Annotated in this window: 30 protein-coding genes and 2 pseudogenes; 20 read left to right on the top strand and 12 right to left on the bottom strand. The window is 69.2% G+C overall.

Translation table 11 applies throughout. The annotated features are described in order from the left end of the window. Nucleotides 1-44 precede the first annotated feature (44 nt). The 3 genes from FCI23_RS28340 to ygfZ are packed head-to-tail and all read left to right on the top strand — an operon-like array spanning nucleotide 45 to nucleotide 2,087. Nucleotides 45-608, top strand: a complete 564-nt coding sequence (locus FCI23_RS28340; protein WP_136726778.1) for an FABP family protein — start codon at nucleotides 45-47, stop codon at nucleotides 606-608. 36 nt (nucleotides 609-644) lie between these two features. Further along, nucleotides 645-1,097: a Fur family transcriptional regulator gene (locus FCI23_RS28335; RefSeq protein WP_136726777.1), complete on the top strand. Its 453-nt coding sequence runs from the start codon at nucleotides 645-647 to the stop codon at nucleotides 1,095-1,097. A gap of 9 nt (nucleotides 1,098-1,106) precedes the next feature. Then, complete coding sequence (gene ygfZ, locus FCI23_RS28330; protein ID WP_136726776.1) at nucleotides 1,107-2,087, top strand: CAF17-like 4Fe-4S cluster assembly/insertion protein YgfZ; 981 nt, start codon at nucleotides 1,107-1,109, stop codon at nucleotides 2,085-2,087. Between the two features lie 9 nt (nucleotides 2,088-2,096). Here the strand turns inward: ygfZ and dtd are convergent, their stop codons facing one another. Beyond that, a complete protein-coding gene (gene dtd, locus FCI23_RS28325) occupies nucleotides 2,097-2,522 on the bottom strand; it encodes a D-aminoacyl-tRNA deacylase (protein WP_136726828.1) in 426 nt (141 codons plus the stop codon). A gap of 193 nt (nucleotides 2,523-2,715) precedes the next feature. On the opposite strand from dtd, the gene FCI23_RS28320 reads away from it, so the two are divergent. Both FCI23_RS28320 and FCI23_RS28315 read left to right on the top strand, forming a co-directional pair. Next, the gene (locus tag FCI23_RS28320) at nucleotides 2,716-3,246 is read left to right on the top strand and encodes an RsiG family protein (RefSeq protein ID WP_246144112.1); all 531 of its coding nucleotides are present in this window, start codon (nucleotides 2,716-2,718) and stop codon (nucleotides 3,244-3,246) included. Between the two features lie 205 nt (nucleotides 3,247-3,451). After that, nucleotides 3,452-4,696, top strand: a complete 1,245-nt coding sequence (locus FCI23_RS28315; RefSeq protein ID WP_136726774.1) for a GNAT family N-acetyltransferase — start codon at nucleotides 3,452-3,454, stop codon at nucleotides 4,694-4,696. A gap of 22 nt (nucleotides 4,697-4,718) precedes the next feature. Here FCI23_RS28315 and FCI23_RS56720 read toward each other — a convergent pair whose 3' ends face one another. Further along, nucleotides 4,719-4,886 carry a hypothetical protein gene (locus FCI23_RS56720; protein WP_169316966.1) on the bottom strand — a complete coding sequence of 56 codons (168 nt, stop codon included), beginning with the start codon at nucleotides 4,884-4,886 and terminating at the stop codon, nucleotides 4,719-4,721. A gap of 280 nt (nucleotides 4,887-5,166) precedes the next feature. On the opposite strand from FCI23_RS56720, the gene FCI23_RS28310 reads away from it, so the two are divergent. From FCI23_RS28310 to FCI23_RS28300, 3 genes are all read left to right on the top strand, one after another. Continuing rightward, nucleotides 5,167-6,030, top strand: coding sequence for a GntR family transcriptional regulator (locus FCI23_RS28310; RefSeq protein WP_136726773.1), 864 nt, complete (start codon nucleotides 5,167-5,169; stop codon nucleotides 6,028-6,030). A 31-nt stretch (nucleotides 6,031-6,061) separates the two neighbouring features. Further along, the gene (locus tag FCI23_RS28305; RefSeq protein ID WP_169316965.1) at nucleotides 6,062-6,766 is read left to right on the top strand and encodes an HAD family hydrolase; all 705 of its coding nucleotides are present in this window, start codon (nucleotides 6,062-6,064) and stop codon (nucleotides 6,764-6,766) included. A 183-nt stretch (nucleotides 6,767-6,949) separates the two neighbouring features. After that, nucleotides 6,950-8,320 (top strand): phosphotransferase family protein, encoded by a 1,371-nt coding sequence (locus tag FCI23_RS28300; protein ID WP_169316964.1) that lies wholly within the window; start codon nucleotides 6,950-6,952, stop codon nucleotides 8,318-8,320. Here FCI23_RS28300 and FCI23_RS28295 read toward each other — a convergent pair. Then, nucleotides 8,254-8,673, bottom strand: coding sequence for a GNAT family N-acetyltransferase (locus FCI23_RS28295; RefSeq protein WP_211265497.1), 420 nt, complete (start codon nucleotides 8,671-8,673; stop codon nucleotides 8,254-8,256). The genes FCI23_RS28300 and FCI23_RS28295 overlap by 67 nt on opposite strands. Nucleotides 8,674-8,778: 105 nt before the next feature. Here FCI23_RS28295 and FCI23_RS28290 point away from each other — a divergent pair, with 105 nt between their 5' ends. The 4 genes from FCI23_RS28290 to FCI23_RS28275 all read left to right on the top strand — a co-directional run bounded on the left by FCI23_RS28290 (nucleotide 8,779) and on the right by FCI23_RS28275 (nucleotide 13,121). Then, nucleotides 8,779-9,615, top strand: a complete 837-nt coding sequence (locus FCI23_RS28290; protein ID WP_136726770.1) for a dihydrodipicolinate synthase family protein — start codon at nucleotides 8,779-8,781, stop codon at nucleotides 9,613-9,615. 169 nt (nucleotides 9,616-9,784) lie between these two features. Continuing rightward, nucleotides 9,785-10,813 carry an aspartate-semialdehyde dehydrogenase gene (locus tag FCI23_RS28285; RefSeq protein WP_136726769.1) on the top strand — a complete coding sequence of 343 codons (1,029 nt, stop codon included), beginning with the start codon at nucleotides 9,785-9,787 and terminating at the stop codon, nucleotides 10,811-10,813. A 124-nt stretch (nucleotides 10,814-10,937) separates the two neighbouring features. After that, nucleotides 10,938-11,864 (top strand): SRPBCC family protein, encoded by a 927-nt coding sequence (locus tag FCI23_RS28280; protein ID WP_136726768.1) that lies wholly within the window; start codon nucleotides 10,938-10,940, stop codon nucleotides 11,862-11,864. Between the two features lie 81 nt (nucleotides 11,865-11,945). Next, nucleotides 11,946-13,121 carry a zinc-dependent alcohol dehydrogenase gene (locus tag FCI23_RS28275; RefSeq protein ID WP_136726767.1) on the top strand — a complete coding sequence of 392 codons (1,176 nt, stop codon included), beginning with the start codon at nucleotides 11,946-11,948 and terminating at the stop codon, nucleotides 13,119-13,121. Here the strand turns inward: FCI23_RS28275 and FCI23_RS28270 are convergent. Both FCI23_RS28270 and FCI23_RS60195 read right to left on the bottom strand, forming a co-directional pair. Beyond that, nucleotides 13,118-13,486: a TraR/DksA family transcriptional regulator gene (locus FCI23_RS28270; protein ID WP_136726766.1), complete on the bottom strand. Its 369-nt coding sequence runs from the start codon at nucleotides 13,484-13,486 to the stop codon at nucleotides 13,118-13,120. The two genes, FCI23_RS28275 and FCI23_RS28270, sit on opposite strands and share 4 nt — an antisense overlap. Further along, complete coding sequence (locus tag FCI23_RS60195) at nucleotides 13,476-13,673, bottom strand: hypothetical protein (protein ID WP_246144096.1); 198 nt, start codon at nucleotides 13,671-13,673, stop codon at nucleotides 13,476-13,478. Before FCI23_RS60195 ends, FCI23_RS28270 begins: the two co-directional genes overlap by 11 nt. Before the next feature lie 545 nt (nucleotides 13,674-14,218). On the opposite strand from FCI23_RS60195, the gene FCI23_RS28260 reads away from it, so the two are divergent. Further along, nucleotides 14,219-15,148: a type IV toxin-antitoxin system AbiEi family antitoxin domain-containing protein gene (locus tag FCI23_RS28260; RefSeq protein WP_136726765.1), complete on the top strand. Its 930-nt coding sequence runs from the start codon at nucleotides 14,219-14,221 to the stop codon at nucleotides 15,146-15,148. A 68-nt stretch (nucleotides 15,149-15,216) separates the two neighbouring features. Here the strand turns inward: FCI23_RS28260 and FCI23_RS28255 are convergent, their stop codons facing one another. Further along, nucleotides 15,217-15,435 carry a DUF397 domain-containing protein gene (locus FCI23_RS28255; RefSeq protein WP_136726764.1) on the bottom strand — a complete coding sequence of 73 codons (219 nt, stop codon included), beginning with the start codon at nucleotides 15,433-15,435 and terminating at the stop codon, nucleotides 15,217-15,219. A gap of 4 nt (nucleotides 15,436-15,439) precedes the next feature. Further along, on the bottom strand, nucleotides 15,440-16,267 hold the full coding sequence (locus FCI23_RS28250; RefSeq protein WP_136726763.1) for a helix-turn-helix domain-containing protein: 828 nt from the start codon (nucleotides 16,265-16,267) through the stop codon (nucleotides 15,440-15,442). 116 nt (nucleotides 16,268-16,383) lie between these two features. On the opposite strand from FCI23_RS28250, the gene FCI23_RS28245 reads away from it, so the two are divergent. Beyond that, nucleotides 16,384-16,584, top strand: a complete 201-nt coding sequence (locus FCI23_RS28245; RefSeq protein WP_136726762.1) for a hypothetical protein — start codon at nucleotides 16,384-16,386, stop codon at nucleotides 16,582-16,584. Next, nucleotides 16,581-16,856 (top strand): hypothetical protein, encoded by a 276-nt coding sequence (locus FCI23_RS28240; RefSeq protein WP_246144095.1) that lies wholly within the window; start codon nucleotides 16,581-16,583, stop codon nucleotides 16,854-16,856. Before FCI23_RS28245 ends, FCI23_RS28240 begins: the two co-directional genes overlap by 4 nt. Nucleotides 16,857-16,862: 6 nt before the next feature. Here the strand turns inward: FCI23_RS28240 and FCI23_RS28235 are convergent, their stop codons facing one another. From FCI23_RS28235 to FCI23_RS60185, 3 genes and pseudogenes are all read right to left on the bottom strand, one after another. Further along, nucleotides 16,863-17,399 (bottom strand): DinB family protein, encoded by a 537-nt coding sequence (locus FCI23_RS28235; protein WP_136726761.1) that lies wholly within the window; start codon nucleotides 17,397-17,399, stop codon nucleotides 16,863-16,865. Between the two features lie 70 nt (nucleotides 17,400-17,469). Next, the gene (locus FCI23_RS60190) at nucleotides 17,470-18,417 is read right to left on the bottom strand and encodes a hypothetical protein (protein ID WP_136726760.1); all 948 of its coding nucleotides are present in this window, start codon (nucleotides 18,415-18,417) and stop codon (nucleotides 17,470-17,472) included. A 331-nt stretch (nucleotides 18,418-18,748) separates the two neighbouring features. Beyond that, nucleotides 18,749-19,033: pseudogene (locus FCI23_RS60185) on the bottom strand (cysteine hydrolase family protein); the annotation flags it as partial. 37 nt (nucleotides 19,034-19,070) lie between these two features. Between FCI23_RS60185 and FCI23_RS28220 the strand changes: the two are divergent. Beyond that, entirely contained in the window at nucleotides 19,071-19,331 is a 261-nt protein-coding gene (locus FCI23_RS28220; protein WP_136726759.1) for a hypothetical protein, read from the top strand. A 90-nt stretch (nucleotides 19,332-19,421) separates the two neighbouring features. Here FCI23_RS28220 and FCI23_RS28215 read toward each other — a convergent pair whose 3' ends face one another. Further along, on the bottom strand, nucleotides 19,422-20,297 hold the full coding sequence (locus FCI23_RS28215) for a class I SAM-dependent methyltransferase (RefSeq protein WP_136726758.1): 876 nt from the start codon (nucleotides 20,295-20,297) through the stop codon (nucleotides 19,422-19,424). 47 nt (nucleotides 20,298-20,344) lie between these two features. Between FCI23_RS28215 and FCI23_RS28210 the strand changes: the two genes are divergently transcribed. Further along, entirely contained in the window at nucleotides 20,345-20,923 is a 579-nt protein-coding gene (locus tag FCI23_RS28210; protein WP_136726757.1) for a helix-turn-helix domain-containing protein, read from the top strand. Nucleotides 20,924-21,037: 114 nt separating this feature from the next. On the opposite strand, the pseudogene FCI23_RS28205 reads toward FCI23_RS28210, so the two are convergent. Beyond that, nucleotides 21,038-21,756, bottom strand: a pseudogene (locus FCI23_RS28205) (PP2C family protein-serine/threonine phosphatase); the annotation flags it as partial. A 25-nt stretch (nucleotides 21,757-21,781) separates the two neighbouring features. Here FCI23_RS28205 and FCI23_RS28200 point away from each other — a divergent pair. From FCI23_RS28200 to FCI23_RS28190, 3 genes are all read left to right on the top strand, one after another. Then, nucleotides 21,782-22,336: a hypothetical protein gene (locus FCI23_RS28200; RefSeq protein ID WP_136726756.1), complete on the top strand. Its 555-nt coding sequence runs from the start codon at nucleotides 21,782-21,784 to the stop codon at nucleotides 22,334-22,336. Nucleotides 22,337-22,346: 10 nt separating this feature from the next. Beyond that, nucleotides 22,347-23,078 carry a TniQ family protein gene (locus tag FCI23_RS63895; protein WP_136726755.1) on the top strand — a complete coding sequence of 244 codons (732 nt, stop codon included), beginning with the start codon at nucleotides 22,347-22,349 and terminating at the stop codon, nucleotides 23,076-23,078. A 68-nt stretch (nucleotides 23,079-23,146) separates the two neighbouring features. Continuing rightward, nucleotides 23,147-24,325, top strand: coding sequence for an alpha/beta fold hydrolase (locus FCI23_RS28190; RefSeq protein WP_136726754.1), 1,179 nt, complete (start codon nucleotides 23,147-23,149; stop codon nucleotides 24,323-24,325). The last annotated feature ends 20 nt before the right edge of the window (nucleotides 24,326-24,345 follow it).

Raw genomic sequence — 24,345 nt, 5'->3', positions numbered from 1 at the left:
TCCGTCCTCGCGGTGAAGAAGCTCTACCAGGGACAGCGCTGAACATGATCGAGATTCCCTCCGACCTCCACCCGGAGCTCGTGCCGCTCGCCTTCCTCCTCGGCAACTGGGAGGGCGCCGGAGTCTTCGACTTCCCCGGCGCCGAGAAGTGCAACTTCGGCCAGGAGGTCAGCTTCACCCACGACGGCCGCGCGTTCCTGGAGTACACCTCCAAGACCTGGTCGCTGGACGAGGCGGGAAAGAAGCTGGCCCCGCTGGAGAACGAGACCGGCTACTGGCGGATCAACAAGGACCGCAAGGTCGAGATCACGCTGGCCCGCGACTCCGGCGTCGTCGAGACCTGGTACGGCGAGCTCGCCGACCAGAAGCCGCAGATCGACCTCGTGACGGACGCCGTCACGAGGCTCGCCGACGCACCCGAGTACAGCGGTGGCAAGCGCCTGTACGGCTACGTCAACAGCGACCTGATGTGGGTCGGCGAGAAGGCGACGCCGTCCGTGCCGCTGCGCCCGTACATGTCGGCGCATCTGAAGCGGGTCGTCGACCCGCGCGAGTGGGCGAAGGACCTGAAGGACCTTCCGGACGACGGAATCGCCTTCTTCCGCTGAGCCTTCCTCCAGCCGTGTCCGGCCTAGACTGTGTCTGTGGTGACCACGGACTGGAAGAGTGACCTGCGTCAGCGGGGCTACCGGCTGACGCCGCAGCGCCAGCTTGTCCTGGAAGCCGTCGACACGCTTGAGCACGCGACTCCGGACGAAATCCTCACCGAGGTCCGCAGGACGGCCACCGGCGTCAACATCTCCACCGTCTACCGGACCCTGGAGCTGCTGGAGGAGCTGGGGCTGGTCAGCCATGCCCACCTCGGGCACGGCGCGCCCACCTACCACCTCGCGGACCGCCACCACCATATGCACCTGGTGTGCCGGGACTGCGGCTCGGTCATCGAGGCGGACGTCTCGGTCGCGTCGGCGCTCACGGACCGGCTGAGCGCGTCCTTCGGCTTCGAGACGGACATGAAGCACTTCGCGATCTTCGGCAGGTGCGCCGATTGCTCGGCAAAACCCGCAACGGCCAAGAGTTCAACTACCGGGCCGTAGGCTAGTGATATGAAGCGACACTCCACGACCAGCCCCCTGCTGTCGCTGCCCGGCGCTGTCGCAGCCGAAGGCCCTGACGAAGGTGTCGCCGGCCACTACGGTGACCTGTTCCGCGAGCAGCGCGCCCTCGCGGACGGCACTGGTTTCGTCGATCTCTCGCACCGCGGCATCGTCACCGTCTCCGGCGAGGACCGCCTTCCCTGGCTGCACCTGCTGCTCACCCAGCATGTCAGCGCCCTGCCGCCCGGCCAGGCCACCGAAGCGCTGGTCCTCTCCGCGCACGGACACATCGAGCACGCGCTGTATCTCGTCGACGACTCCACGACGACCTGGATACACGTCGAGCCCGGCACCCAGGAGGCGCTTGTCGCCTACCTGGAAAGCATGAAGTTCTTCTACCGGGTCGAGGTCGCCGACGCCACCGAGCGGTACGGACTCGTCCACCTCCCCGCAGGCAGCATCACCCCCGCCCCGGCGGGGTGGCCGGTACGGGAGACGCCGTACGGCCGCGAGGTCTTCGTGCCGCGCGACGAGCTGGAGTCGTACGCCAAGGAAGCCGCCCCGCCCATCGGCTCGCTCGCGCTGGAAGCCCTCCGCATCGAGGCGCACCGCCCGCGTCTCGGCCTGGAGACCGACCACCGCACCATCCCGCACGAGCTGGGCTGGCTGGCCACCGCCGTCCATCTCGACAAGGGCTGCTACCGGGGCCAGGAGACCGTCGCCCGGGTCCACAATCTCGGCAAGCCGCCGCGCCGGCTGGTCTTCCTGCACCTGGACGGCAGCGAGGTCCGGCTGCCTGGGCACGGCACGGCGGTCCGCCTCGCCGAGGACGGCCCGGAAGGCCGACAGATCGGCTTCATCACGTCCTCGGCACGCCACTGGGAGCTGGGCCCGATCGCCCTGGCGCTGGTGAAGCGCAATACGGCGCCGGAGGCGCTGCTGGACGCCGAGGGCACGCCCGCCAGCCAGGAGATCGTCGTAGCGCCGTAGCCCCCGGCGTCAGATGTCGATGACCACCGTGAACGGGCCGTCGTTCGTCAGCGAGACCTTCATGTCCGCGCCGAAGCGGCCCGTCTCCACGTGCGCGCCCAGTTCCCGCAGCCGCGCCACGACCTGCTCGACCAGCGGCTCGGCGACTTCGCCGGGCGCGGCGGCGTTCCAGGTGGGGCGGCGCCCCTTGCGGGCGTCACCGTAGAGAGTGAACTGGCTGATCACCAGAAGTGGCCCGGAGACGTCCGAGCACGACTTCTCACCGGGCAGAATGCGCAGGCTCCACAATTTGCGCGCGAGCTGGGCGGCCTTGTCCGGGGTATCGTCGTGAGTTACCCCGACCAGTACGCACAACCCTGGTCCGACGATCTCTCCGACCGTCTCGCCGTCGACCACCACACTCGCTTCGCTCACCCGCTGGGCCACCGCTCGCATGGCGTCATTGTCACTCATGCAAGTGGGGGAGCGCGGGCTCCCCTGTCCTGTACGCCTTCTGGCCGCGCGCACACCTGTCCGCCGGGGCCGTTCGGGTGCAGGGTCGATGCGCGCTGCCGGTGGTCGATGGGACGATCGAGGTCTGCTGGACGAGGGGACGACAGATATGACCGATACCGAGAAGAGCCAGCGCATGCTCAAGGCACCACCTGGCCCGCGCAGTCCGCTCGCGGAGACCGACGAACCCGAGCTGACCGGCCTCACCCTGGCCGGTCTGCGCACACTGCGCCGCGAGGCCCAGCAGGAAGAGGCCGACCTCTCCTACCTGCGACGCCTCCTCCAGGGCCGGATCGACATCCTCCGCGCCGAACTCGCCCGCCGTACCGCCCCCGACGCCCCCGTACTCGACCGCCTGTCGGAGATCCTCGCCGACGTCCCGTCCCGGGTCCGTTCCTCCGCCCGTCATGTCACCCTCGGCACCCCGGTCAGCGAGCGCTACCGCCGGCTCGCCGAGGAGATCCTCGCCGAGGTGGAGCTCTCCGACCTCGGCGCCCGCACCGACCAGGAACTCCACGACGGCATGGGCCGTCTCGTCCGTCACGAACAGCAGGTCTCCCAGCGCCGCCAGAGCCTCCAGCGCACCGTCGACGGCTGCAGCACCGAAATCACCCGCCGCTACCGCTCCGGTGAAGCCAGCATCGACGACCTCCTCTCCACCGACTGACCCGGCCCCCCGGTTGTGGGCAGGCGTTCCGCAGGGCCGAGCGGAGCGAGACGGGGGCACCCCCCGGCCGAAGGCTGGGGGAGGGTGGGCACAACCGGGCCACCGGCAGCGCCGGAGCCGGGGTCCGGGCGGAGCCCTGGAAAGGGCGGGCGGGTGGGCGAGAAACTCCGGTGCGTACGGCCCGGCGGCCGAATAGTGTGCGGCCATGGGTCTTGACGTACGTACGCTCGAAGCAGCCGATCTCCCGGAGTGGCTGCGCGCCGTGAACACCGGCTTCCTGCGGGCGCCCACCGTCTCCGACGAGGAGGTCGAGGTACGCCGCCAGGAGATCGACCTGAGCCGCACCCAGGGCGCGTACGACGCCGGCCGCTGCGTGGCCACCTTCCGCAGCATGCCCCGCGAAGTCACCGTGCCCGGCGGTGCCCTGCTGGATACCGATGCCATCACCAACGTCACGGTGACCGCCACCCACCGCCGCCGGGGCCTGGCGACCCGCCTGATGGCCAATGACCTGCGCGCCGCCAAGGAAGAGCGTGGCGAGGCGCTCGCCATCCTCATCGCCGCCGAGTACCCCATCTACGGGCGCTTCGGCTTCGGCCCCGCGACCTCGTACACCGAGTGGTTCGTCGAGGTCCCCCGCGCCCAGCTCCGGCCCGTCCCCCTCCCCGAGGGCGCCCGCATCGACCTCGCCGAGCCCGCCGAGGTCCGCAAGGTCGGCCCCGAGGTGCACGAGCGCTTCCGCCGCCGTACGCCAGGCGCGATCAACCGCACGGAGCTGTGGTGGCAGCTGGAAACAGGTGAGATCCGCAACCCGGCCCAGGGCTGGACCGAGCCGATGTTCGCCGTGTACCGCGACGCCACGGGCCAGGCGACCGGCCTCGCCACCTACACCGTCGAGGAGAAGTGGCACGGCATGTACCCCGAGTGCCCGCTCTCCGTCCGCGGCCTCATCGCCGCCACCCCCGAGGCGGAGGCCGCCCTCTGGCGCTTTCTGCTCTCCGTCGACTGGGTCTCCACCGTCAAGGCCGGCATCCGCGCCCCCGACGACCTGCTCCCCGACCTCCTCGGCGATCCCCGTTGCGCCAAGGTCGACACCACCGCCGACCTGATGTGGGTCCGGGTCCTCGACCCGAAGCGCGCCCTGGAGGCCCGTACCTACGCCCCCGTCCCCGGCGCCCTCGTCCTGGACATCCAGGATCCCCTGGGCCACGCCGCGGGCCGCTATCGCCTGGAGGTCGCCGCCGACGGCACCGCGCAGGCCGTCCCCACCACCGCCTCCCCCGACCTCACCCTCCCGGTCGCCTCTCTCGGCGCCCTCTACCTCGGCAATGAATCCGTCCTGCGTCTCGCCGCCCTCGGCCGCCTCGCCGAGGAGACCCCGGGCGCCGCGATCCTCGCCGACGCCCTCTTCCGGACGCCGCGCCGGCCGTGGTGCCCGGACATCTTCTGACCGGCATGCCGGGCTGACGGTTCTACTGCGCCAGGAGCAGGGCGACGGCGACCAGGCCGACGCAGGTGAGTGTGTGGAGCCGGGCCCGGAGGCCGAAGGTGAGGAGGCCGAAGGCGATGGCGCCCACGAGGCCGTACCTGCACTGGATTAGTTGTTCGAAGATGAACACGCAGACGGTGACAGCAGACATTTCCGGTCTCCCTCGTGGCACTGACTGTCACTGACGGACAGTCACCGACCTTTCGATCTACCACGAACGTACGCGCGATATATGCCGCCAACTATTGGACCGGCCCGCCGGATTTGCTGCTCCTGGCTGCTGTTCTGGATGTGACTCTCCGGAGTTGACAGGCCAAATCCCTTGGTTGACTGACATGGAATTGGCCAGTCAGGTCCGTCGCAGAACGGGTATTTGGCCAATCCTGGTTAGCCAACTGCCCTGACTTGACCAAGAGGTATACCTTCGCTGGGTGAGCTCGGAGAGCACATTCTTCCCGCCCTATCGACGTATCGCCCTGGAGTTGCGTGGTGAGATCGAAGCGGGCCGTTATCGCGTGGGGCAGCTGATTCCGACTCAGCAGGCTCTGGTGCGGCGGTTTCAGACGTCCAGGGCGACCGTGCAGCGTGCACTGGACGTCCTGCGCCAGGACGGCTACATCAATTCACAACAGGGCCGGGGCTCTGTCGTCCTCGACCGGAATGAAATGCTCCGTTCCCAAGGTGCCCCGCCGGACCTGACTAGCCATGTCGCCCGCGCATTCCGTGCGGACCGGGTCACCCTTGATGTCTTTTCCCTCACCACCGAAACTCTCAACTGGGCGCTCACGCCGACGCTGAACCTTATCCGCGACGGTGAGCTCTGCCCCCAGCACATCGCGGTACGCGTCCTCGTGCCCAGTCCCGACCTGGAGCTCCCCGTGCACCGGCGCGTGGACGACGCTCAGGACACCCGCCCTCTTAAGCGCTTCCAGCGGCTCCTGCGGAGCAGCGTGGTCGCCCTCAAGAGCTCGCTGGAGTCGCTGTCCAGCGACTTGGGCCTGGTTCCGGAGGTCTCCGTCGAGGTCCGTACGGTGGCGATCGCGCCCATGCAGAAGCTCTACGTCCTGAATGGCACCGATGTGCTGACCGGCTTCTACCGGGTGGTGCAGCGCAGTGTGCTGGTCGAGGGGGAGCGCATGGACATCTTCGACGCGCTCGGCGCCAAGGTGTCCTTCTTCCACCATTCAACCGCTGACGGCGATGCCAGCCAGGGGGCGCAGTACGTCCGGCAATGCCTGGTTTTCTATGACTCCCTCTGGTCTACAGTCGCCACCCCGTGGGAATTGTCTGAGTAACCCTGTCCCCTCCCCGACGGACGGATGGCGTGTGCTGGACGACGAACTGACCTGCCGGACCAGGTGTGTGATCTTCGACTTCGACGGTCCGCTCTGCAAGCTGTTCGGGGGCTACCCGGCGCATGAGGTGGCCCGGGTGATGGTGGGGCACCTCGGTGAACTGGGGCTGCCCGTCCCCGCCGTGGACGACCTGGACGATCCCCACGCGATCCTCCGCGCGACTGCCGCCGGGCATCGCGCCCCCGGGGGAGCCGGCAGCCCCGCCGGCCCGGCCGTCGTCGAGCTGGAGAGCCGGCTCACCGCCGAGGAGGTGCGGGCGGCCGCGTCGGCCGTGCCGACCCCGCATGCGGACGATCTCGTCCGCGCTCTCGCGGCCGACGGGCTCACCCTCGCCGTGGCCTCGAACAACTCTCCGCTCGCCGTGGAGCGTTATCTGCGCTCCCGGGGCCTCGCCGAACTCTTCGGGCGTCACATCCACGGCCGGCGGCCCGACCCGAGCCTGATGAAGCCGGATCCGGACTCCGTACGCCGAGTGTTGCAGTCGACGGGAATCAATTCAGCGCATTGTCTGATGATCGGCGACGCGGTTTCCGATCACACTGCCGCGAGGCGCGCGGGTGTTCCCTTCCTCGGTTTCGCGCCGGACGACCGCAGGGCGGAGGCCTTGCGGGGGGCGGGTGTTGGGGGCGTACTACGATCAATGGAAGCCGTTGATCAAAAACTGAGGTACATGTAATCCCCGCAGGTGTGGCGGCTTGTGAAGTTCCATGAGGTGGCTCCGGTGGTGTGCTAGCGACGCACTACACTGGGTGTTGGCAATGAGATGGCTGTGAACTGACCTGAGTTCTGGGGGCTGCTATCCGTCGGTCGGACCTGACGGTTGCCAATGATGATCATCGCGCAACCCCTGGAGCAATCCATGATCACCATTCCTCCGTCACGTTATTCCGGCCCCGATGGATATGTCCCTCTGTCGCCCGCCGGGCTCGATGCCTACCGTCGGGCCGTCGCGCTGGCAAGGGCGACACCCCTCAGGGTGATTCCGGGTCATCACCACGACAACTACGTCTTTCTCATTCCTGACGCGCTGGCCGCCGAGCTGGGCCTCCCGCGCGCCACGTCGGGGGTCCTCCGGGTGCGCCGGACCGACACGGTGCAGGTCGCCGTGCGGACCTGGGACTGTGAAGCCAACCTCGCAGCCGCCCTCCGGGGCCGGCTGGATGTCCCTGAACTCCTGGTGCAGGCCTGCGACGAGGCGATCTACGTCTTCCACAAGGGCAAGCCGCTGGTCCACCTCCTCAAGCCGGGCCAGCGGGTTCCCCAGGCACGCGTCGACCAGCTGGTCCAATTCATGGCCGCCAAGGCGCGAGTCGGGCGGGACCGCCTGCCCCAGCTGCCCCTGCTGTCCCGGCTGGGGGTCCGGGACGGCGACAGCGGCAGTGACCTGCTCCGGAACATACGCACGATGGAACGTTCCGTCATACGTCCCAACTGGCCCACCTTCGGACCGGTCTTCGAAGACCTGGGGCTGTCCATGAGCGGCCTGCGGGCCCTCAAGGGCCGTGCGGCCGGCATGCGCCGACGCCCGTCCGGCCTGCTGCACAAAGACCTGCACGCCGGAAACGTCCTCGTCAACCAGGGCGGCCGGCCCCTGTTCCTGGACTGGGAACTGGCCTCCTGGGGCGACCACCTGCATGACCTCGCCATCCACCTGATACGGATGGATTACCCCCCGGAACGGCGGCCGGACGTCATCGAGGCCTGGCGCGTCGCGCTGCGCGACGTACGCCCGGAGGCGGTCACCGGCCTCCACGAGGACCTGCCGCACTGGCTGGCCTACGAGCACGGCCAATCCGCGTACGCGGATGTGATCCGCGCCGCCGACAGAGTGGTCCGGGACGAGAAAGTGCTGTTGGAGGAGCAGGCGGAGAAGATCAACCGCGCCCTCCTGCTCGCCAAAGCGCCGCTCGGACTGGCCCGCGTCCCCTCCGCCGAGCAGGCCGCGAAGGCGCTCCAGTTCCACCGGGACCGCGCCGCGCAGGAAGGCACGCCGCGCTCGTACGCGGTCGGGTGGTTCGCCGAGGCACCCCGGCCCGACCGCCCCACGGCCTCCCTTTTCTGGCGCAGGCAGGCGCGCCGCGCCTACCGCGCTCTGCGGGCAGCCGGATGGGCGCTGGTGAACACCTGGCTGGACGAGGCCGAATTACCAGCGGTGAACCCGGGTCACCCGAGGAGCAGCGCCATCCAGAGCGAGGGGTCGGCGAGCGGTTCGAAGCCGATCTTCGCGTAGACGCCATGGGCGTCGTGGGTGGCCAGCAGCACACGACGCACCCCGGCCGGCTCCAGGTGATCGCGGACGGCGGTGACCAGGGCGGTGCCGAGGCCCTTGCCGCGGGCGCCGGGGGCGACGTAGACGTCGCAGAGCCAGGCGAAGGTGGCGTGGTCGGTGACGACGCGGGCGTAGGCGAGCTGCTGCCCGGAGACGGTGTCGTAGGCGCCGAAATTGAGTGAGCCGGCGATGGCGCGGTCCTGGGTGTCGCGGGAGCGGCCGAGGGCCCAGTAGGCGTCGGTGGAGAGCCAGTGGTGGACCCGGGCGGCGTCGAGGCGGCCCGGGTCGGTGGATATCTCGTAGCTGTTCGTCATGGCAGGGGAGGGTGCCAGACAACCCCTTCCGGTAGGGATGCTTAATGGTCGGATGAAGGACAATTAAATAGACCTTGACGGTCCGTGCCGGTCAGGCTCTGCGGCATGGGAATCCTCCACGTACCGCTGATCACGCCCTTCAACGCCGCCGGAGCAGTCGCCCCGGGCCCGCTGGAGGAGCTCGCGCACTCCGTGCTCGACGACGGCGCGGCGGGCCTGGTCGCGCTCGGCACCACCGCCGAGGCGGCGGTCCTCGACGCCGACGAGCGCAGGCTCGTGACGGAGGTCGTCACCCGGGTCTGCCGCGAGCGCGGGGCGCACCTCACCGTCGGCGCCGGGTCGAACGACACCCGGAGCACCATCGAGGCGCTGGCGAAGACCGGGGCGGACGCCGCTCTCGTGCCGGTGCCGTACTTCACCCGGCCGTCGGAGGCCGGGGTGATCGCGCACTTCGAGGCCCTCGCCGAGGCGAGCCCGCTGCCGCTGATCGTCTACAACATCCCGTACCGCACGGGCCGGGTGCTCGGCGCGGACACCGTACGGCGGCTCGCCGCGATCCCCGCCGTCGTCGGCATCAAGCACGCGGTCGGCGGCATCGACCAGGACACCGTCGCCCTCGTCCGGGACGTGCCCCTGCTCGCCGGGGACGATGTCTTCGCCCCCGCGCTCTTCGCGCTGGGCGCGGCGGGCGGCATCCTCGCCTCCGCCCACCTCGCGACGGACCGGTGGGTACGGCTGGCCGGGTCCTACGACGCCGGGCTCGGGCATGAGCTGGCGGCGCTGGCCGCTGCTGTGTTCGCCGAGCCCAACCCGACGGTCATCAAGGCCGTACTGCACGCCCAGGGACGCATCCCCACCCCCGACGTCCGGCTGCCACTGCTTCCGGCGGCCCCCGCGGCGGCCAGGACCGCCGAGGCCGCGCTGGCCGCCGTCCGGCCGTGACGCCGTGGCGCCGTGGCGCCGTCTCGGCCTGCGAACCGCCGAGCCGCCGCCCGCTCCCGCGAGGGATACTCACCTTGGAGCAGAGCCGCGCCCCTCACCCGGGCACCACGCCGGACCGCGTGGTCCGGACCGCGTAGTACAGCGTTGGACCAGATCGGAGACAAACCGCATGAGGATCGGAATCGTCGGAGCCACCGGCCAGGTCGGCGGGGTCATGCGCAAGGTACTCGCCGAGCGCGACTTCCCCGTGGAGCAGCTGCGGCTGTTCGCCTCCGCCCGCTCGGCCGGGCGCGTACTGTCCTGGCAGGGCGGCGACGTCGTCATCGAGGACGCCGCCACGGCCGACTACACCGGGCTGGACATCGTCCTCTTCTCGGCCGGCGGTTCCACCTCCAAGGCCCTGGCCCCCAAGGTCGCCGCCGACGGCGCCGTCATCATCGACAACTCCTCCGCCTGGCGGATGGACCCCGAGGTCCCGCTGGTCGTCTCCGAGGTCAATCCGCACGCGATCGCCGACCGTCCCAAGGGCATCATCGCCAACCCCAACTGCACCACCATGGCCGCCATGCCCGTCCTCAAGCCCCTGCACACCGAAGCAGAGCTGACGGCCCTGGTCGCCACCACCTACCAGGCCGTTTCCGGCTCCGGGCTCTCCGGTGTCGCCGAGCTCGACGGCCAGGTCCGCAAGGTCGCCGACCGCGCCGCCGAGCTGACCTTCGACGGCTCGGCCGTGGAATTCCCCGAGCCGGCCGTCTATGCCCGCCCGATCGCCTTCAACGTGCTCCCCCTCGCGGGCAAGATCGTGGACGACGGCCGCTTCGAGACCGACGAGGAGCAGAAGCTCCGCAACGAGTCGCGGAAGATCCTCGAAATCCCCGGCCTCAAGGTCTCCGGCACCTGCGTCCGCGTCCCGGTCTTCTCCGGCCACTCCCTCCAGGTCAACGCCCGCTTCGCCCGGCCGATCACCGTCGAGCGCGCCTACGAGCTGCTGGCGGACGCCCCTGGCGTCGAGCTCTCCGAGATCCCCACCCCGCTGCAGGCCGCCGGCCAGGACCCGAGCTATGTCGGCCGCATCCGCCTGGACGAGACCGTCGAGCACGGCCTCGCCCTCTTCCTCTCCAACGACAACCTCCGCAAGGGCGCGGCCCTGAACGCCGTCCAGATCGCCGAACTGGTCGCCGTCGAACTCTCGCGCTGACGCCGGTCGGCCGGACCGTACGTGTGTGACCCCTTGCGCGAGGGGTACTGCGAAAGGCCTGGAGCAGCCGGGCCGCTTTCCGCGCCTCCCGGCCGCATCGCGCGACAGCCGAGGTGAGGCCCTCATGACCCGTCACAAGAAGGACTCGTCGCATCGTCTTGCCCGCGCCCTGGGATGGTTCAGCGCCTCCCTCGGGCTGGCGCAGATCACCGCGCCGCATGCCGTCAGCGGGTTCAGCGGAGTCGATGACTCCGCCCTGGCCCGGACCCTGGTGCCGCTTGTCGGCGTGCGCGAGCTGGGCCACGCCGCGCTCCTGCTGGGCACTCGCAGGCCCGGGCCGTGGACGTGGACCCGGGTCGCCGGAGACGCACTCGACCTGACGCTGCTGGTGCGCGCCCGCCGTAACCGCACCGGCCTCAGGCAGCTCCGCGTCACGGCCGCCACGGCTGCCGTCGCCGGGATTACCGCGGTCGACCTCTACGTGGCGGTCCGGTCGGTCCCGCGGAGCGGTGGGAGGGGGAGGGACGGCATGCATGCCGCCGCGTCCATCACGGTCAAACGGCCGCGGAACGAGGTTTACCGGTACTGGCGCTCCCTCGAAAACCTGCCCGCCTTCATGCAGCACCTGGAAGCTGTGCGGACGGACGGTGATGGGCACTCGCACTGGATCGCCAAAGCCCCGGTGAAGAAGAAGGTCGAGTGGGACGCCGAGGTGGTCGAGGACCGTCCGGGCGAGCTGATCGCCTGGTCCTCGCTCAAGGGCGCGGATGTGGGCAACGCGGGCTCGGTCCGCTTCCGTGACGCACCGGGCGGCCGGGGCACCGAAGTGTGGGTGGAACTCCACTTCAGCCCGCCGGGTGGCTACGCCGGAGCGGCCGTCGCCAAACTCTTCGGCGAGCACCCCCAGCAGCAGGTACGCGACGATCTGCGCCGCTTCAAGCAGGTCATGGAAGTCGGCGAGGTGGTCCGCTCCGAGGGCAGCCCCGAGGGCCCGCACGCATGGCGGCTGGCCAAGCAGCACCCGGCGAAGCCGTACGGCAAGAAGGTCTAACACGCCCCGGACAGCGGCCCGGAGAACGGAGAACACACGAAACGCCACGCCGAGAACCCGAAACGCCGGAGAGGAAGCATCGTGAAAGCCAACTGCTGGATGGGCCGCAACTCCGTCGAAGTGCAGACGGTGCCCGATCCCCAGATCCTCAACGCCCATGACGCCATCGTCAAGATCACGTCGACCGCCATCTGCGGCTCCGACCTGCATCTGTACGACGGCTACATCCCGACCATGGTGGAGGGCGACATCCTGGGCCACGAGTTCATGGGGGAGATCGTCGAGACCGGCCCCGACGTGAGGACTCTCAGGACCGGCGACCGGGTGGTCGTCCCCTTCCCGATCGCCTGCGGTCACTGCACCGCCTGCGAGCACCGGATGTACTCGGTCTGCGAGAACTCCAACCCCAACGCCGGCCTGGCGGAGAAGTTGATGGGGTACTCACCGGCGGGGATCTTCGGTTACTCCCACATGCTCGGCGGCTATCCGGGCGGTCAGGCGGAATACGCGCGGGTGCCGTTCGCCGACGTCGGACCCATCAAGATCGAGGACGACCTCCCGGACGACCAGGTGCTCTTCCTCTCCGACATCCTGCCCACCGGCTACATGGGGGCGGAGATGTGCGACATCGAGCCGGGCGACACCGTCGCGGTGTGGGGCGCGGGGCCGGTCGGCCAGTTCGCGATCGCCAGCGCCTACCTGCTGGGAGCCGATCGTGTGATCGCGATCGACCGCTTCCCCTACCGGCTGCGGACAGCGCGGGACAAAGCCGGGGCCGAGACCATCGACTACGAGGAGACGGACGTCCTGGACACCCTCAAGGAGATGACCGCCGGACGTGGCCCGGACGCGTGTATCGACGCGGTCGGCATGGAAGCCCATCACCCCACCCCGGCCATCCACGCCTACGACCGCGTCAAGCAGGCGAGCCGACTGGAGACCGAGCGGCCGCACGCCCTGCGCGAGTCGATCCTGGCCTGCCGCAACGGCGGCACCGTATCCGTCATCGGCGTCTACGCAGGACTGCTCGACAAGTTCCCCATGGGATCACTCATGAACCGGTCGCTGACCCTCAAGACCGGTCAGTGCCATGTCCAGCGGTATCTGCAGCCCCTCCTGGAACGGATCAGGAACAAGGAGATCGACCCCAGTTTCGTCATCTCCCACCACCTGCGGCTCGACGAGGCACCACACGGCTACGAGATCTTCAAGCACAAGCAGGACGAGTGCAACAAGGTCGTCCTGTCGGCCGCCTAGGTTCTTCCGTGCGCCGGACCGGGTCGGCAATTGACGCACAGCTCGGTGTGGGGCAGCGCCATCAACCGCTCCCTGCCGATCGGTGTGCCGCAGGACGTACAGATCCCGAAGGTGCCGTTGTCCAGACGGCCGATCGCGGCAAGGGTCTGTTCCAGCAAGGAGCGCGCTTCCTCGGTGCGGGCGTGCTCCTCCTCGAGCGACGTGGTTTTCGCGCCGGAGTCGGCGGCATCGAGGTCGCATTCGGCCCGTAGGTCCGCGGCTGACGACTCTGCGGCGGCGATCCGCTCCCGCCACAGTTCGGCTCGCGCGGCCAGGTCATGGCGGAGGGCATCTCGGTCGTCCTGGGACGGGAAGTCATTGCTCATCGGACGCTCCCTGTGCTCCCCTCGCTGAGCCTGCGCCCGTCGGTGGTGGATTGCGCTGGAAGGTCGCGTACAGCAGCCACAGCGAGGGGACGAGGACCAGCGAGCCCACGCCCAGGGCGATCAGGCAGGCCGCCAGCACGCTGTCGTACGAGGCCGATTCGGCCACTGTGGTGGCGGGCACGAGCATGTACGGGTACTGGCGAGGCCCCAGGCCCACAGGATCGCCGCCACCGCGAGCGCTGCGGCCGCCCGCGCGATGACGTAACGCCGTCCTGCCATCAGCGCCAGCCCCAGCAGGCCCGCAACGGCGCTGAGGATGACCAGCGGAAGCGCGCGATGGGTGAGGCCGTGAAAGAGAAGCGGCGCGTCCCGGTGCAGAACCGCGATGCCGGCGAGTGCCACGAGGCCGCTCAGCAGTCCGCTGGCCACCGCCCTGCGGCGGAAGCCCGCCAGCAGTTCGGCGTTGCCCGCGCGGGCGGCGGGCAGCCGACAGATCCCCCGGCGACGCCGCTGCGACCACCAGGCGCCGCGCCAGCCCCGGGAACGGGAAGCTACCGGACAGGTCCACGAACGGCTCCTAAGGCCAAGGCATGCGATGAGTACCCCCAACATATCGGTACGAAACCGGCACTGTAGTGGATCAGTGCCGCGCGCCCACAGCCGACAGGGAGTTATCCACAGGGTTTATCCACAAGCCCTACCCAAGGCCACGCCCGGCGGCCACAGTGGGGCATGACACGGGAGAGCGAAGTACTGCGGGCCATCCGTGCCCAGGCCGCCTGCCAGGACGGCGTGGTGACATCGACCCAGTTGCAGACAGCCGGAACCGAACCGGCCTACTTGCGGCGGATAGTGCGCGCAGGACGCTGGGTGCCGCTCGCGCGGGGCAGCTACTGGGTGACCGTGGCCCCTGACGGGCCGTCACTCCGGACGCGGGTACGCGCGGTGATGCTGTCGTATGGATCACGGGTCGTGGCCGTCCACGAGACCGCTGCTCGGCTGTACGGCATCGAGGGCCTGCCCAAGGACGACGGCATCCTGCAGCTGGCCGTCCTCACGGGTCACAGCATGCGCGGCCGTCCAGGCGTGGCCATCAGCCGCCTCGACCTCCCGCCCGAGGCGTACCACGTGGTGAACGGAATCCGGTTGACCACCCCCGCACGGACCTGCGCCGACCTGCTGTGGCGCATGGACCGGCCCCACGCGGTGAGCATGCTGGACTCGGCCCTGCACAAGGGGGTGCTGGGCCCCGGCGACCGCTCCGCAGTGGCCGCCCAGCTGTGGAATCGCCCCAATGCGGAGCAAGCCCGCTCCTGGCTCGACCTGGCCGACCCCCGGGCCGAGTCACCCCTGGAGACCCGGGTGCGGCTGGCCTGCCTGGACGATGGCCTGCCCAGCCCCGTCCTGCAGTGGCGCATCCCCGACCCGCACCAGCGGAGCGACTGGCGCATCGACCTGGGCTGGCCCGCCCAACTGGTCGGCCTGGAGGCCGACGGCCGCGAGGAGCACGACAAGCCCGAGGCCCTCCACCGGGACCGCTTCCGCCAGAACCGCCTGGTGACCCTGGTGCCCGGCCTGACCCTGCTCCGCGTCACCTGGGCCGACACCTACGCCCCGGGCCCGTTCCTGAGTCGCCTCCGCGAGGCGCTGGGCCGGCGTTGATCGCCGAAATGACGGGGCCCTTGTGACCACTCTGAAACGATTCAGATGGTCATAAGGCCCCCGTCATTTCAGGCGACGCGGAAGCCGTCGCCCTTCAGGGCGCTGATGAAGGGGGTCCAGGAGTGTGCCGGGATGATGAGTGCGGGCCCGTGCGGGGCGGCCTTGCTGTCGCGTACGGGGACGAGGCCGGGTATGCCGTCGGCGACCTCGACGCAGTTGCCGCCGTTTTCGGCGCTGTAGCTGCTCTTGCGCCAGGCCGCGCTGGCCAGGCTGGCTGCGATGCTCATGGGGTCAGAGATCCTTCATGACTGAGGCGATCAGATCGGCCGACGCCTCCGGCGGCAGGGCGATGGCCCTGAGCAGATCATAGGCACGATGAGCTGACGATACGACCTCCGGTTCGGCGCGCAACTGGCCCTCGTAGTAGCCCTCCACGTAGATGACATCCGGTCCTTCAGTGAAGGACAGCGTCGCGAACGCTCCGGCGAGCGCCGGATGGCTCCGCACAGCGGCGGGAACCACCTGAACCAAGCTCCGGGGAACCTCGGATGCTTCCAGCAACCGGGCCAACTGCGCCCGCATGACGGCTGGGCCGCCGATGTTCCGCCGGATCGCGGTCTCGTCCAGGACCACCCAGAGCCGGGGCGGCTCGTCGCGGTCGAGGATGTGCTGCCTGTGCATGCGCGCAGCGATCAGTTCCTCAAGCTTGGGCCGGTCTGGCCGATTGCCGCCCAGGACAGCCCGCGCGTACTCCTCGGTCTGGAGAAGCCCCGGCACAATTTGCAACTCGAACGACCTGATAGCGACGGCCTGTTGTTCCAGATCCACGAACGGTCGGAACCAGGCCGGGAACGCGTTCCGGATCACGACCGGCCACAGCCGTGCGAAGAAGCCGTCCGCGCCAAGCGCGCCGTCGAACGCCTCCGCCAGGTCCTCCTTGGGCACGCGCACCGCCGATTCAATCTTGCTGACCAGCGACGGCGCGCAGTGCACGCGCTTCGCGAGTTGCGTCTGCGACAATCCTGCTCCCTCGCGCCGGAGGCGCAGTTCCGCGCCGAAGAAGGCGAGGGTCGATGCCTTGGGGTCGGAAAACGGCTCAAGGTCGAATTCTGCGGCCACAGTTGTCCTCCAGGGCTTGACAAGCGCTCCGTCTCAGCTTTCCCTCTGGCCACCGTAGCTCCGCACAGCGACCATGGGTATACACAGAGTGAAAACTATCCGAAGGAGAGCCTGCGATGCCCTACGCGACAGACGCCCGCCGCATCGGCGACCACGTGGCCGCGGAACTACAACTCACCTTCGCCGAGGCCGGGTTCTGGCTGGAGGCCCGGGGTGCCGTCCCGATCTCCGTCCGGGCGTACGTGGACATCGCGCCGATCCCCGCCGAGGTGGCCGCCCGCCTGATCGAGCGCGTACGGGAATGGGCGGCCCGGTGAGCACCGAAGGCACCAAAGGCACCGAAGGCAGCGAGGGCACTCCGGCGGAGACCCCGCGCGGGCCGCGGGTGGGGGCGTTGGCGCGGGATATCGGCCGGGACAAGGTGGGGGTGGTGATGGCCATCCTGGGTGACCGGATCTTCCTCCGGCCGCTCGGGGGCGGTCGGGAGTGGGAGACGGCCATGGACGGCGTGCGGGCGCTGAGACCCCGGGAGGAGCTGAGCGTGCGGCTCGCCGTGGCCAACGCCCGCAGCCGGAACCCGATCCGGTGAGGCCGGTCAGGCCTCGACTTGGGCGGCGGCGACCAGGGCGAAGGCGGTGGCGCCGTCCAGCGACTCGCGGAGAATGTCGGCGTGCCCGGCGTGGCGGGCGGTCTCCTCGATCATGTGCAGGAGGATCCACCGGGCGCTGACCTTCATGCCCGGCGGGAACCACGGGGCCTCGGGCAGGGCCACGACTCCTTCGAGGTCGGGCAGTGCGTTGACGGCTTCCTCCGTCGCCCGGGCGACCTGCTCGTACCGGTCCAGGGTGCTCGCCACCGTCTCGCCGTCGAGCAGCTGGAAGCCGCTGACGTAATCCGCCTCGCTCCCCGCGAACTCGGGGCGGCCCATGAGGATGGACTGTACCCAGACCTCTTCGGTCCGGGCGACGTGCTTGAGCAGCCCGGCGAGCGAGAGTTCGCCGGCGCTCGGCCTGGAGGTGGCCTGCTCGTCGGTGAGCCCGAGCACGGCCCGCCGCAGGCCGCCGCGCTGGGCGTCCAGGAAGGTGAGGAGGGCGTCGCGCTCGTTGGTCTCGGCTCGTACCAGTGTGGGCATGGTGACTACCTCTCGGCTTGCGGGCCTGTGCTGCCCGGTCTCGATACCTCGACGATATGAGCCCTTGCGGTCAGCTTCTGTCCGCGTTGCCTTCCGCGTTTCGTACGGCGTACGCGTAGCCGCCCGCCGCGCCTTCGCTGGGGGTGAGGTCGATGGAGAGTCCGCCGCTCCCGGCGGTCAGCGGGATGGTCCACTGCTTCGGTGACGTCTCGCACGGCACGGTCCGCTTCGCCTTCGCCGCGCCCGACGACACCTTGACGGTGAGGGTGCCCGATCCGGCGCAGGCGACCTCGACGTCGAGGTGCTGGCCGCGCTTGATGCTGCCGTCGTTCTCGTCGTAGCGCGGCTCGGACAGCCCGTCGCTGGACGCCAGCAGATAGGACCCGTTGCCCCAGCCGTTGGGCAGGAGCACCTTCTCCGCCGCCTTGCGCGGCAGCGCCTCCTGCGCCTGGGCGCCGGTGAGCAGTTGCACCGTACGTACGACGAAGCCGGCCGAGCTCTTGGTCTTCGCGCCCGCGCTCAGATAGACCCTCAGGTCCTTACTGTCCGCGACGGTGAAGATGACCGGCTGGAGCCCGGCCGAGTCGGGCCGGCAGTCCGCGGGCTCGCGCTTCGTGCGCGCGCCGGACTCGATGACCAGCGAAACCGGCCCGGCCCCGGAGCAGGAGACATCGACCTCGACGGCCTTGCCGGTCTTGACCGTGTCCGCGTATGAAGCGCCCCAGGTGCCGTTGTCACTCAGTACGCCGTAGACGCGGCCGAGTTCCTTGCCGGGCGGGTCGAAGAGGTCGCTGCCCTGGGCGAGCATCTCCTTGACCAGGCTGAGCTGCTGCTTCTCGGCGGTGGTCGAACCCTTCGTTTCTGTCGGCGCCCGCAATGCGGCGGCTGTGGCGCTCTCTTTGTGGCTCTTGTGGCCGGAGCTGCCGCCGGAGCACCCGGCGGCGCAGCCCAGAAGGCCGATGGTTACTGCGGCCGCGACGACGATCCGTGCGGTCCTCGCGATCCCCGTGTCTTCCATGCAGCGGATCTTTCCGCAGGCCGCTCGGCGTCAACCGGAGCTTGAGCAACATCAGAGGTTGAGTGCCACCGGGCCGTATTGCCGGGACCTTCCAGGCGGCAACCGCTTCGGATGCGGCAGACGGCGAGGCGTCGGCGCGTGAGGAGCGCCGGAGCGTCCGCGCGCGCCGGAATCCCATCGTCACGAGCTGGGCCGGGATGCGGCCGCGCGTAACGCTGGCACCGTCAGCGCGCCGCTGCCCAGTCGGCCACGGTCGTGACATCCGACTGGTGGGGTCTGGGTCGGCGTCCAGGCATCCGTCGGCCAGGACGGTGAGGCTGAAGTCCAGGTCGGCCGCTTGGCGCAAGGTGGACAACACGACGCCGCTCGTGGCGATGCCGGTGAGGACGAGGTGATCGATGTCGCCGGCCCGCAGAACCATGTCGAGGTCGCTGCCGGCGAAGGCGCTGACGCGTCGCTTGGTGACGATGATGTCGCGGGGTTCGGGTGCCACGTCCGGATGGACCCGGGTGGCTTCGCCGCTGCCGGCCGCTCCCGCGGTGCGCCCGAGCATTGGACCGAACATCTTGTTGCGGGTGCTGACCTCCGGGTACCCCGGGCGGAACCCGACGCCCACGTAGATCACGGGAAGGCCGCCCGCCGGACAGCGCCGATTGCCTCGCGCAGGCGCGGCGCTGGCGTCCACACCCCGATTCCTGGGGGGTGAAGGCGAGTTCCCCCAAGACCGCGCCGCCCTCGCCGAGGCACTCAGCCACCAATTGCCGGCCGGCGCCTGGCCGGAGTTCGGCGAGCACCCGGTGCTGATGTTGTTGCGCGTCTCCGGCGACGAGCGGGTGGACAGCCAGCGCAGGCATGCCCTGCAGGAATTCAGCCGACAGGTGCTCGACCGGGACGAACCGAGGGCAACCGCATGAGCCCCAACGCACTTAGAGGCCGCCCCACCTATTCGCGCGGCCTCTTACCCCGCCGGGCGCTGACCCGGTACCTCGCGACGGCCTCGCGTGTCATGGCCGCCTGGCCACCCATACGGTCCTCGCGGTGCGGACGGTGAGGTCGTCGCGCCGCAGGATGCCGTCGGGCCCGTCGCTGTCGATGAGGGTGTCGAGCGTGGCCAGATCGTCGGCGCTCATCCGGCCGTCGAGGTTGGACCGGATGCGTCGCAGAGATGCCTGAGCGTAACGGCCGGTGGAGGCGGGAAGCGGCGGCGTCAGATCGGTGGCGAAGGGCCGCTCGGCCTCGATGGTGAAGCCGGCCCGGGACAGACCTGAGCGCCAGTCGGAGCCGAGATGCGGTATGTCGGCGGCCCGTCCCTCGGCCAGGGCGGCATGGCAGCGCGCTTCGAGGCCGGGGCGGCCGATGCCGAGGTCGTCGGGCAGAAAGCGCGGGAAAGAGTCCATCTCGACCACAACCAGGAGCCCGCCGGGGTGGAGCGCGGCGAAGACCTCGGTGAGGATGCGATCGGGATCTGCCATGTGGTGGAGGGACAAGGACGCCCACACCAGGTCAACGGTGTCGATGGCCGGCCACGCCGCGTCCAGGTCCGCCTGGACGGTACGGACCCGGTCGGCCACGCCGAGAACGCGGGCTTTGCCCCTGAGGTGGTCCAGTAGTTGCGCGGATACGTCCAGGGCGATCGCGTCGGCCCGCTCGAAGCGCTCGAGCAGAGCGAAGGCGCCGGTACCGGTTCCGCTACCCAGGTCGAGGATCCGGCGGGGGAGCGGATCGGTAGCCAGCTCTTGGATCCAGGCGGTCACTTCTGACAGGTACGAGTGCATTACCTCGGCGTCGAGGTCCAGGAGCTCGGCCATGGCCGCCTCGTCGGTCTCGGCTGCGGGGTGGTGCTGCTGGTGCTGGCCGTGATGGTGGTGAATGTTTCCCATGGCTCCACGCTACGTGCTGCTTGCGCCGCTGGCATAGGATCTTGCGCATGACGCAAGACAGCGATCTCGACGGTCTGGTCCGCAAGCGGATCAGGGGGCTGCGGGTGGCCCTGGGCTGGTCGCTCGACGATCTGGCTGCCCGCTGCTACCTGAGTCCATCCACCCTGAGCCGTATCGAGACGGGCCACCGGCGGATCAGCCTCGACCAGCTGAGCTCGATCGCCCGGGCCCTGAGGACCACCCTCGACCAGCTGGTGGAGTCCGTCGCCGACGACGACGTGGTGATCAGGCCGCAGCACGATGCGGTGCGGGGGATGACCTCCTGGATACTGAGCCGTGAGCCCGGGCCGCACGGCGTAACCGTGTGCAAGATGCGTGTCACCAACCTGGAACCCCGGCGCGGCAGCGACGAGCTGAAAGTCCATCCCGGCAAGGACTGGGTCACCGTCTTGTCGGGAACCCTTGTGCTGCTGCTGGGAGAGCGGACCATCCTGGTCGAGGCCGGCGAGGCGGCGGAGTTCTCCACCATGATTCCCCACGCCTTCGGGGCCCACGGCGGTCCGGCGGAGATCCTGTGCATCTTCGACCACGACGGACAGCGCACCCATCTGCGGCCGCTGCCATGACGTCGGCCACCGGGTTCGCCTTCCTGGCTTGGCAGGCGAGGCGGTATTCGTCGGCCTCGCGGATGAGTTCCTGGGAGCGGAGTCGGTGCGTCTCTATGTGCATGCCGCTCGCTCCTACTGCTGGAGCTCCAGCACGTCGGCGACCACGCAGCTGATGTTGTCGGGGCCGCCGGAGCGGTTCGCCAGGGCGATGAGTTCGCGCACCGCCTGCTCGGGTTCGGTGATCGTGGAGATCACCTGGTGTACCTCTTCGCCTGGCACGACGGTGGACAGGCCGTCGGAGCAGAGCAGGAGCGGTCTCCGGGCTGGGCGTCGTGCAGGCGCGTGTCGGGGGTGACCTCGGTTCCTCCGGCCAGGGCTCGCTTCAGTAGCGATCGTTGGGGGTGGGAGGTGGCTTCTTCCGGGCTGATGCGTCCTGCGTCGACCATGGACTGCACCAGAGTGTGGTCGTGGGTGATCTAGAAGAGTTCGCCGTCGCGCAGGAGGTACGCGCGTGAGTCGCCGATGTGGACGAGGGCCAGCTGGGATCCGGTCCAGAGCATCGCGGTGAGCGTGGTGCCTACTTCCTGTGGCGAGGGGTCGGATTCGGCGATGCCGTGCACGGCCTGATTGGCCTGTTCGATGGCGTCTTCGAGGGCGTTGAGGAGGTTGCCTGACGGGATGCTGTCGGTTTCGAGGCGCTTGAGCACATCGATGGCGGCTGCGCCGGCGGGGGCTCCGCTACCTCCGAAGCCGTCGGCGACGGCGAGCAGGCGGGATCCGGCGTAGGCCGTGTCCTGGTTGCTTTCGCGGACCAGGCCGGTGTCGGACAGACCTGCGTGCTCGGATTTCAACGGGTTGCACCTCATCCGCGACCTGATGTCGTTCAACGCCACCGTCATCCTCATCGGCGTCGACATCCCCGGCTCGGGCCTTCTGCGCGAAGGACGGCCCGACCCCCGCACGGGCCAGTGGACTCTGCCCGGCGCCCGGCGTGGCCGCAGCGACCAGGCCGCCACCCAGACCGAACGCCGCTTCGACCTGGTCGACCTCGACCCGTTCGCCTACGACACTCCCAAGGAGATCAACGCCTGGATCGAGCACCTGGCCGGCACCGAGGAACAACTCCGCCTCCTCGGGGCCCGGGACGGCATGCTCACCGACGGCGACATGCCCGAATACCTCTTCCGCCGCACCGGAGGCATCGTCGGTCTGCTGCGGCGACTCGTCCAGGACGGCTGCACCCGAGCTATGGAGACCGGCCAGGAGGAGCTGACCATCCCGCTCCTCGACGAGATCACCATCAACCTCGGCAACCTTCTCGACCGCGACCCGCAGGCCGGCGAGGTCCCCGCCGTCCCTGCGAAGCCCGCTCCGAAGCGCCGCCAGAAACCCCGCAACACCGTCTTCGACAACAAGGCCGCGGGAAAGTGACGGCTGTCCCATGTCTCCGCTCCGGCCTCTGCCCCGCAGCCTCGCCCCGCTACCGGATGAAAGCCTCGTCGGCTTTCTTCTCCGCCTGGCCCACCACAACAACGTCAGCCCCGGAACGATCGTCCGTCACACCGGGCTGAGCAGCCACTGGACCGGGCTGACCGAACATCTCTCCATCAGTCAGCAGTATCTTCAAACGCCTGAGCAGTCGGCTGAGTTCGTACGCACCACTCGACTCGGTGAGGACGAGGTCGCCAACCTCTTTCTCGCCCCGTTCGGCGCCCGCTTCGGACCGCTCGATGCAACGCTGATACGCCGGCCCCGGGGACCGATCCTCCACGGCAACCATGACGTGTTCCGGCGCTGGTCACGGTTCTGCCCCCACTGTCTGGCCGGCGACTCCGGCATCGAGCGCGCTCACGGAGGCAGCTGGAAACGCCTCTGGCGGCTCCCGCCGGTCTTCGCCTGCCCCGTCTACCGCTGCCTTCTCCGCCACAACTGCGCCAAGTGCGGTCACCTCGGACGCGCTCGCCCCGGTCTATGCGCACCTGCAGGAAGTCCAAGGGCCCGCGGGCGACAGAATGCGCAACTCTCCGAGGAACTCCCCGCCGCTGAGGTTCCTCCTCACCCACAGGACTCCCATCACGATCGAGGGAATCCACCAGTACGCGACAGCACGCGACCGCGAGTGGCGACCTGCGCCGCTTGGCGACTAGTTGTGCTGACCGGACAGGTTGATTGAGTTGTCGAAGCCGCGGTCGGCTGACGATCGCTTGACCTGTACCGAGGTTCAGGGGCGAGGGTTGAGGCATGAGTGAGGCAGATGAGCTGTTTGGTATCGCGGAGGTCTCGGCGTGGATCGGTCTGGAGCCCGACACGTTGCGGTACTTCGAACGTCAGGGGGTTGTACCGTCTCCACGGCGCGACAGTGCGGGGCGTCGCCAATACACGACGGCCGACGTCGAGCTGATCCGCATGCTGGTTCATCTCCGTGAGACGGGGATGCCACTGGCCGATATCGCGCAGTTCACAGGCGCCGACGACAAGGTGGCTGATCCGGCCAGGCTCCGAGTGGAGTTGCTGACGGCTCATCGCCGTCGCGTCCGCGATAGGCGCGAGGAGCTGGACCGTGCGCTCGATGTGATCACTCGGAAGATCGCGGACTTCAGTGATCGGATCACGAGTTCGGTGGACCTTCTCGACCGACCAGACTGCACGATTGCCTTCGGTGTCCAGGGTGAGGGGCCACCGCTGTTCCTCGTCGGCGCGCCGGCTGGGCGGGCCGGTTTCGCAGCGCTGGCGCATGAGCTTGCAGGCCGGTTTACCGTCGTCACCCACGATCCGCGTGGTATCGGTGCCAGCCGTGCGGTCCCAGGGATGGCTGCGCCCACGCCCGAGGTCCTTGCCGAGGACCTTGCTGCACTTGTCGACAGGTTCACCGGAGGGCCCGCCCTGTTTGTCGGTACCAGTGGTGGTGCCGTGACGCTGCTGGAGCTGGGCAAGCAGCATCCTGACGTGGTCGGCCGGGCCGTCTTGCATGAGCCGCCCCTTGTGTCCCTCCTGGATGACGCAGACCTGGCTGGCCGAGCCGCAGCAGCGTTCAAAGCTGCAGAGGCTGATCCTCAGCGGGCAGTGCAAGAGTTCTTTGACCTCAGCGGCGCTGCCCACCACACAGGACCAGATCAGACGCCTCCCGCCCATATGGCGCTACCCGAGCTACCGGTCGAGGAACTCGACAAGAACCGCTACTTCCTGGGGCGGATGGCCGGCCCCACGGTCTTCTACGTCCCCGACATCGAGGCCATCCGTCGCGTTTCGGTGACGCTGTGCGCTGGCTCGCTGAGCCATCACCAGATGGCGCGCCGGGCGACCCAAGCACTCGCTGAACTTCTGGAGCTACCTCTGATCGACATGCCCGGCAACCACCTCGGCGCAAGCGCCGAGCCGGCAGAGTTCGCCCACGTCCTCGGGCTCCTGCTCGAACCCTGAACACATCCCAGTGCCCCTCC

It is taken from the genome of Actinacidiphila oryziradicis (assembly GCF_005047355.1).
GTDB classification, from domain to species: Bacteria; Actinomycetota; Actinomycetes; order Streptomycetales; family Streptomycetaceae; genus Actinacidiphila; species Actinacidiphila oryziradicis.
This window is presented reverse-complemented; position numbering and strand designations above follow the sequence as displayed.

Coding starts and splice junctions, on each gene's coding strand:
- FCI23_RS28340 (WP_136726778.1), top strand. CDS start 45: ATGATCGAGATTCCCTCCGACCTCCACCCGGAGCTCGTGCCGCTCGCC.
- ygfZ (WP_136726776.1), top strand. CDS start 1,107: ATGAAGCGACACTCCACGACCAGCCCCCTGCTGTCGCTGCCCGGCGCT.
- dtd (WP_136726828.1), bottom strand. CDS start 2,522: ATGCGAGCGGTGGCCCAGCGGGTGAGCGAAGCGAGTGTGGTGGTCGAC.
- FCI23_RS28320 (WP_246144112.1), top strand. CDS start 2,716: ATGCTCAAGGCACCACCTGGCCCGCGCAGTCCGCTCGCGGAGACCGAC.
- FCI23_RS28315 (WP_136726774.1), top strand. CDS start 3,452: ATGGGTCTTGACGTACGTACGCTCGAAGCAGCCGATCTCCCGGAGTGG.
- FCI23_RS56720 (WP_169316966.1), bottom strand. CDS start 4,886: ATGTCTGCTGTCACCGTCTGCGTGTTCATCTTCGAACAACTAATCCAG.
- FCI23_RS28300 (WP_169316964.1), top strand. CDS start 6,950: ATGATCACCATTCCTCCGTCACGTTATTCCGGCCCCGATGGATATGTC.
- FCI23_RS28295 (WP_211265497.1), bottom strand. CDS start 8,673: ATGACGAACAGCTACGAGATATCCACCGACCCGGGCCGCCTCGACGCC.
- FCI23_RS28290 (WP_136726770.1), top strand. CDS start 8,779: ATGGGAATCCTCCACGTACCGCTGATCACGCCCTTCAACGCCGCCGGA.
- FCI23_RS28285 (WP_136726769.1), top strand. CDS start 9,785: ATGAGGATCGGAATCGTCGGAGCCACCGGCCAGGTCGGCGGGGTCATG.
- FCI23_RS28280 (WP_136726768.1), top strand. CDS start 10,938: ATGACCCGTCACAAGAAGGACTCGTCGCATCGTCTTGCCCGCGCCCTG.
- FCI23_RS28270 (WP_136726766.1), bottom strand. CDS start 13,486: ATGAGCAATGACTTCCCGTCCCAGGACGACCGAGATGCCCTCCGCCAT.
- FCI23_RS60195 (WP_246144096.1), bottom strand. CDS start 13,673: ATGCTCGTGCCCGCCACCACAGTGGCCGAATCGGCCTCGTACGACAGC.
- FCI23_RS28260 (WP_136726765.1), top strand. CDS start 14,219: ATGACACGGGAGAGCGAAGTACTGCGGGCCATCCGTGCCCAGGCCGCC.
- FCI23_RS28255 (WP_136726764.1), bottom strand. CDS start 15,435: ATGAGCATCGCAGCCAGCCTGGCCAGCGCGGCCTGGCGCAAGAGCAGC.
- FCI23_RS28245 (WP_136726762.1), top strand. CDS start 16,384: ATGCCCTACGCGACAGACGCCCGCCGCATCGGCGACCACGTGGCCGCG.
- FCI23_RS28235 (WP_136726761.1), bottom strand. CDS start 17,399: ATGCCCACACTGGTACGAGCCGAGACCAACGAGCGCGACGCCCTCCTC.
- FCI23_RS60190 (WP_136726760.1), bottom strand. CDS start 18,417: ATGGAAGACACGGGGATCGCGAGGACCGCACGGATCGTCGTCGCGGCC.
- FCI23_RS28215 (WP_136726758.1), bottom strand. CDS start 20,297: ATGGGAAACATTCACCACCATCACGGCCAGCACCAGCAGCACCACCCC.
- FCI23_RS28210 (WP_136726757.1), top strand. CDS start 20,345: ATGACGCAAGACAGCGATCTCGACGGTCTGGTCCGCAAGCGGATCAGG.
- FCI23_RS28200 (WP_136726756.1), top strand. CDS start 21,782: ATGTCGTTCAACGCCACCGTCATCCTCATCGGCGTCGACATCCCCGGC.
- FCI23_RS63895 (WP_136726755.1), top strand. CDS start 22,347: ATGTCTCCGCTCCGGCCTCTGCCCCGCAGCCTCGCCCCGCTACCGGAT.
- FCI23_RS28190 (WP_136726754.1), top strand. CDS start 23,147: ATGAGTGAGGCAGATGAGCTGTTTGGTATCGCGGAGGTCTCGGCGTGG.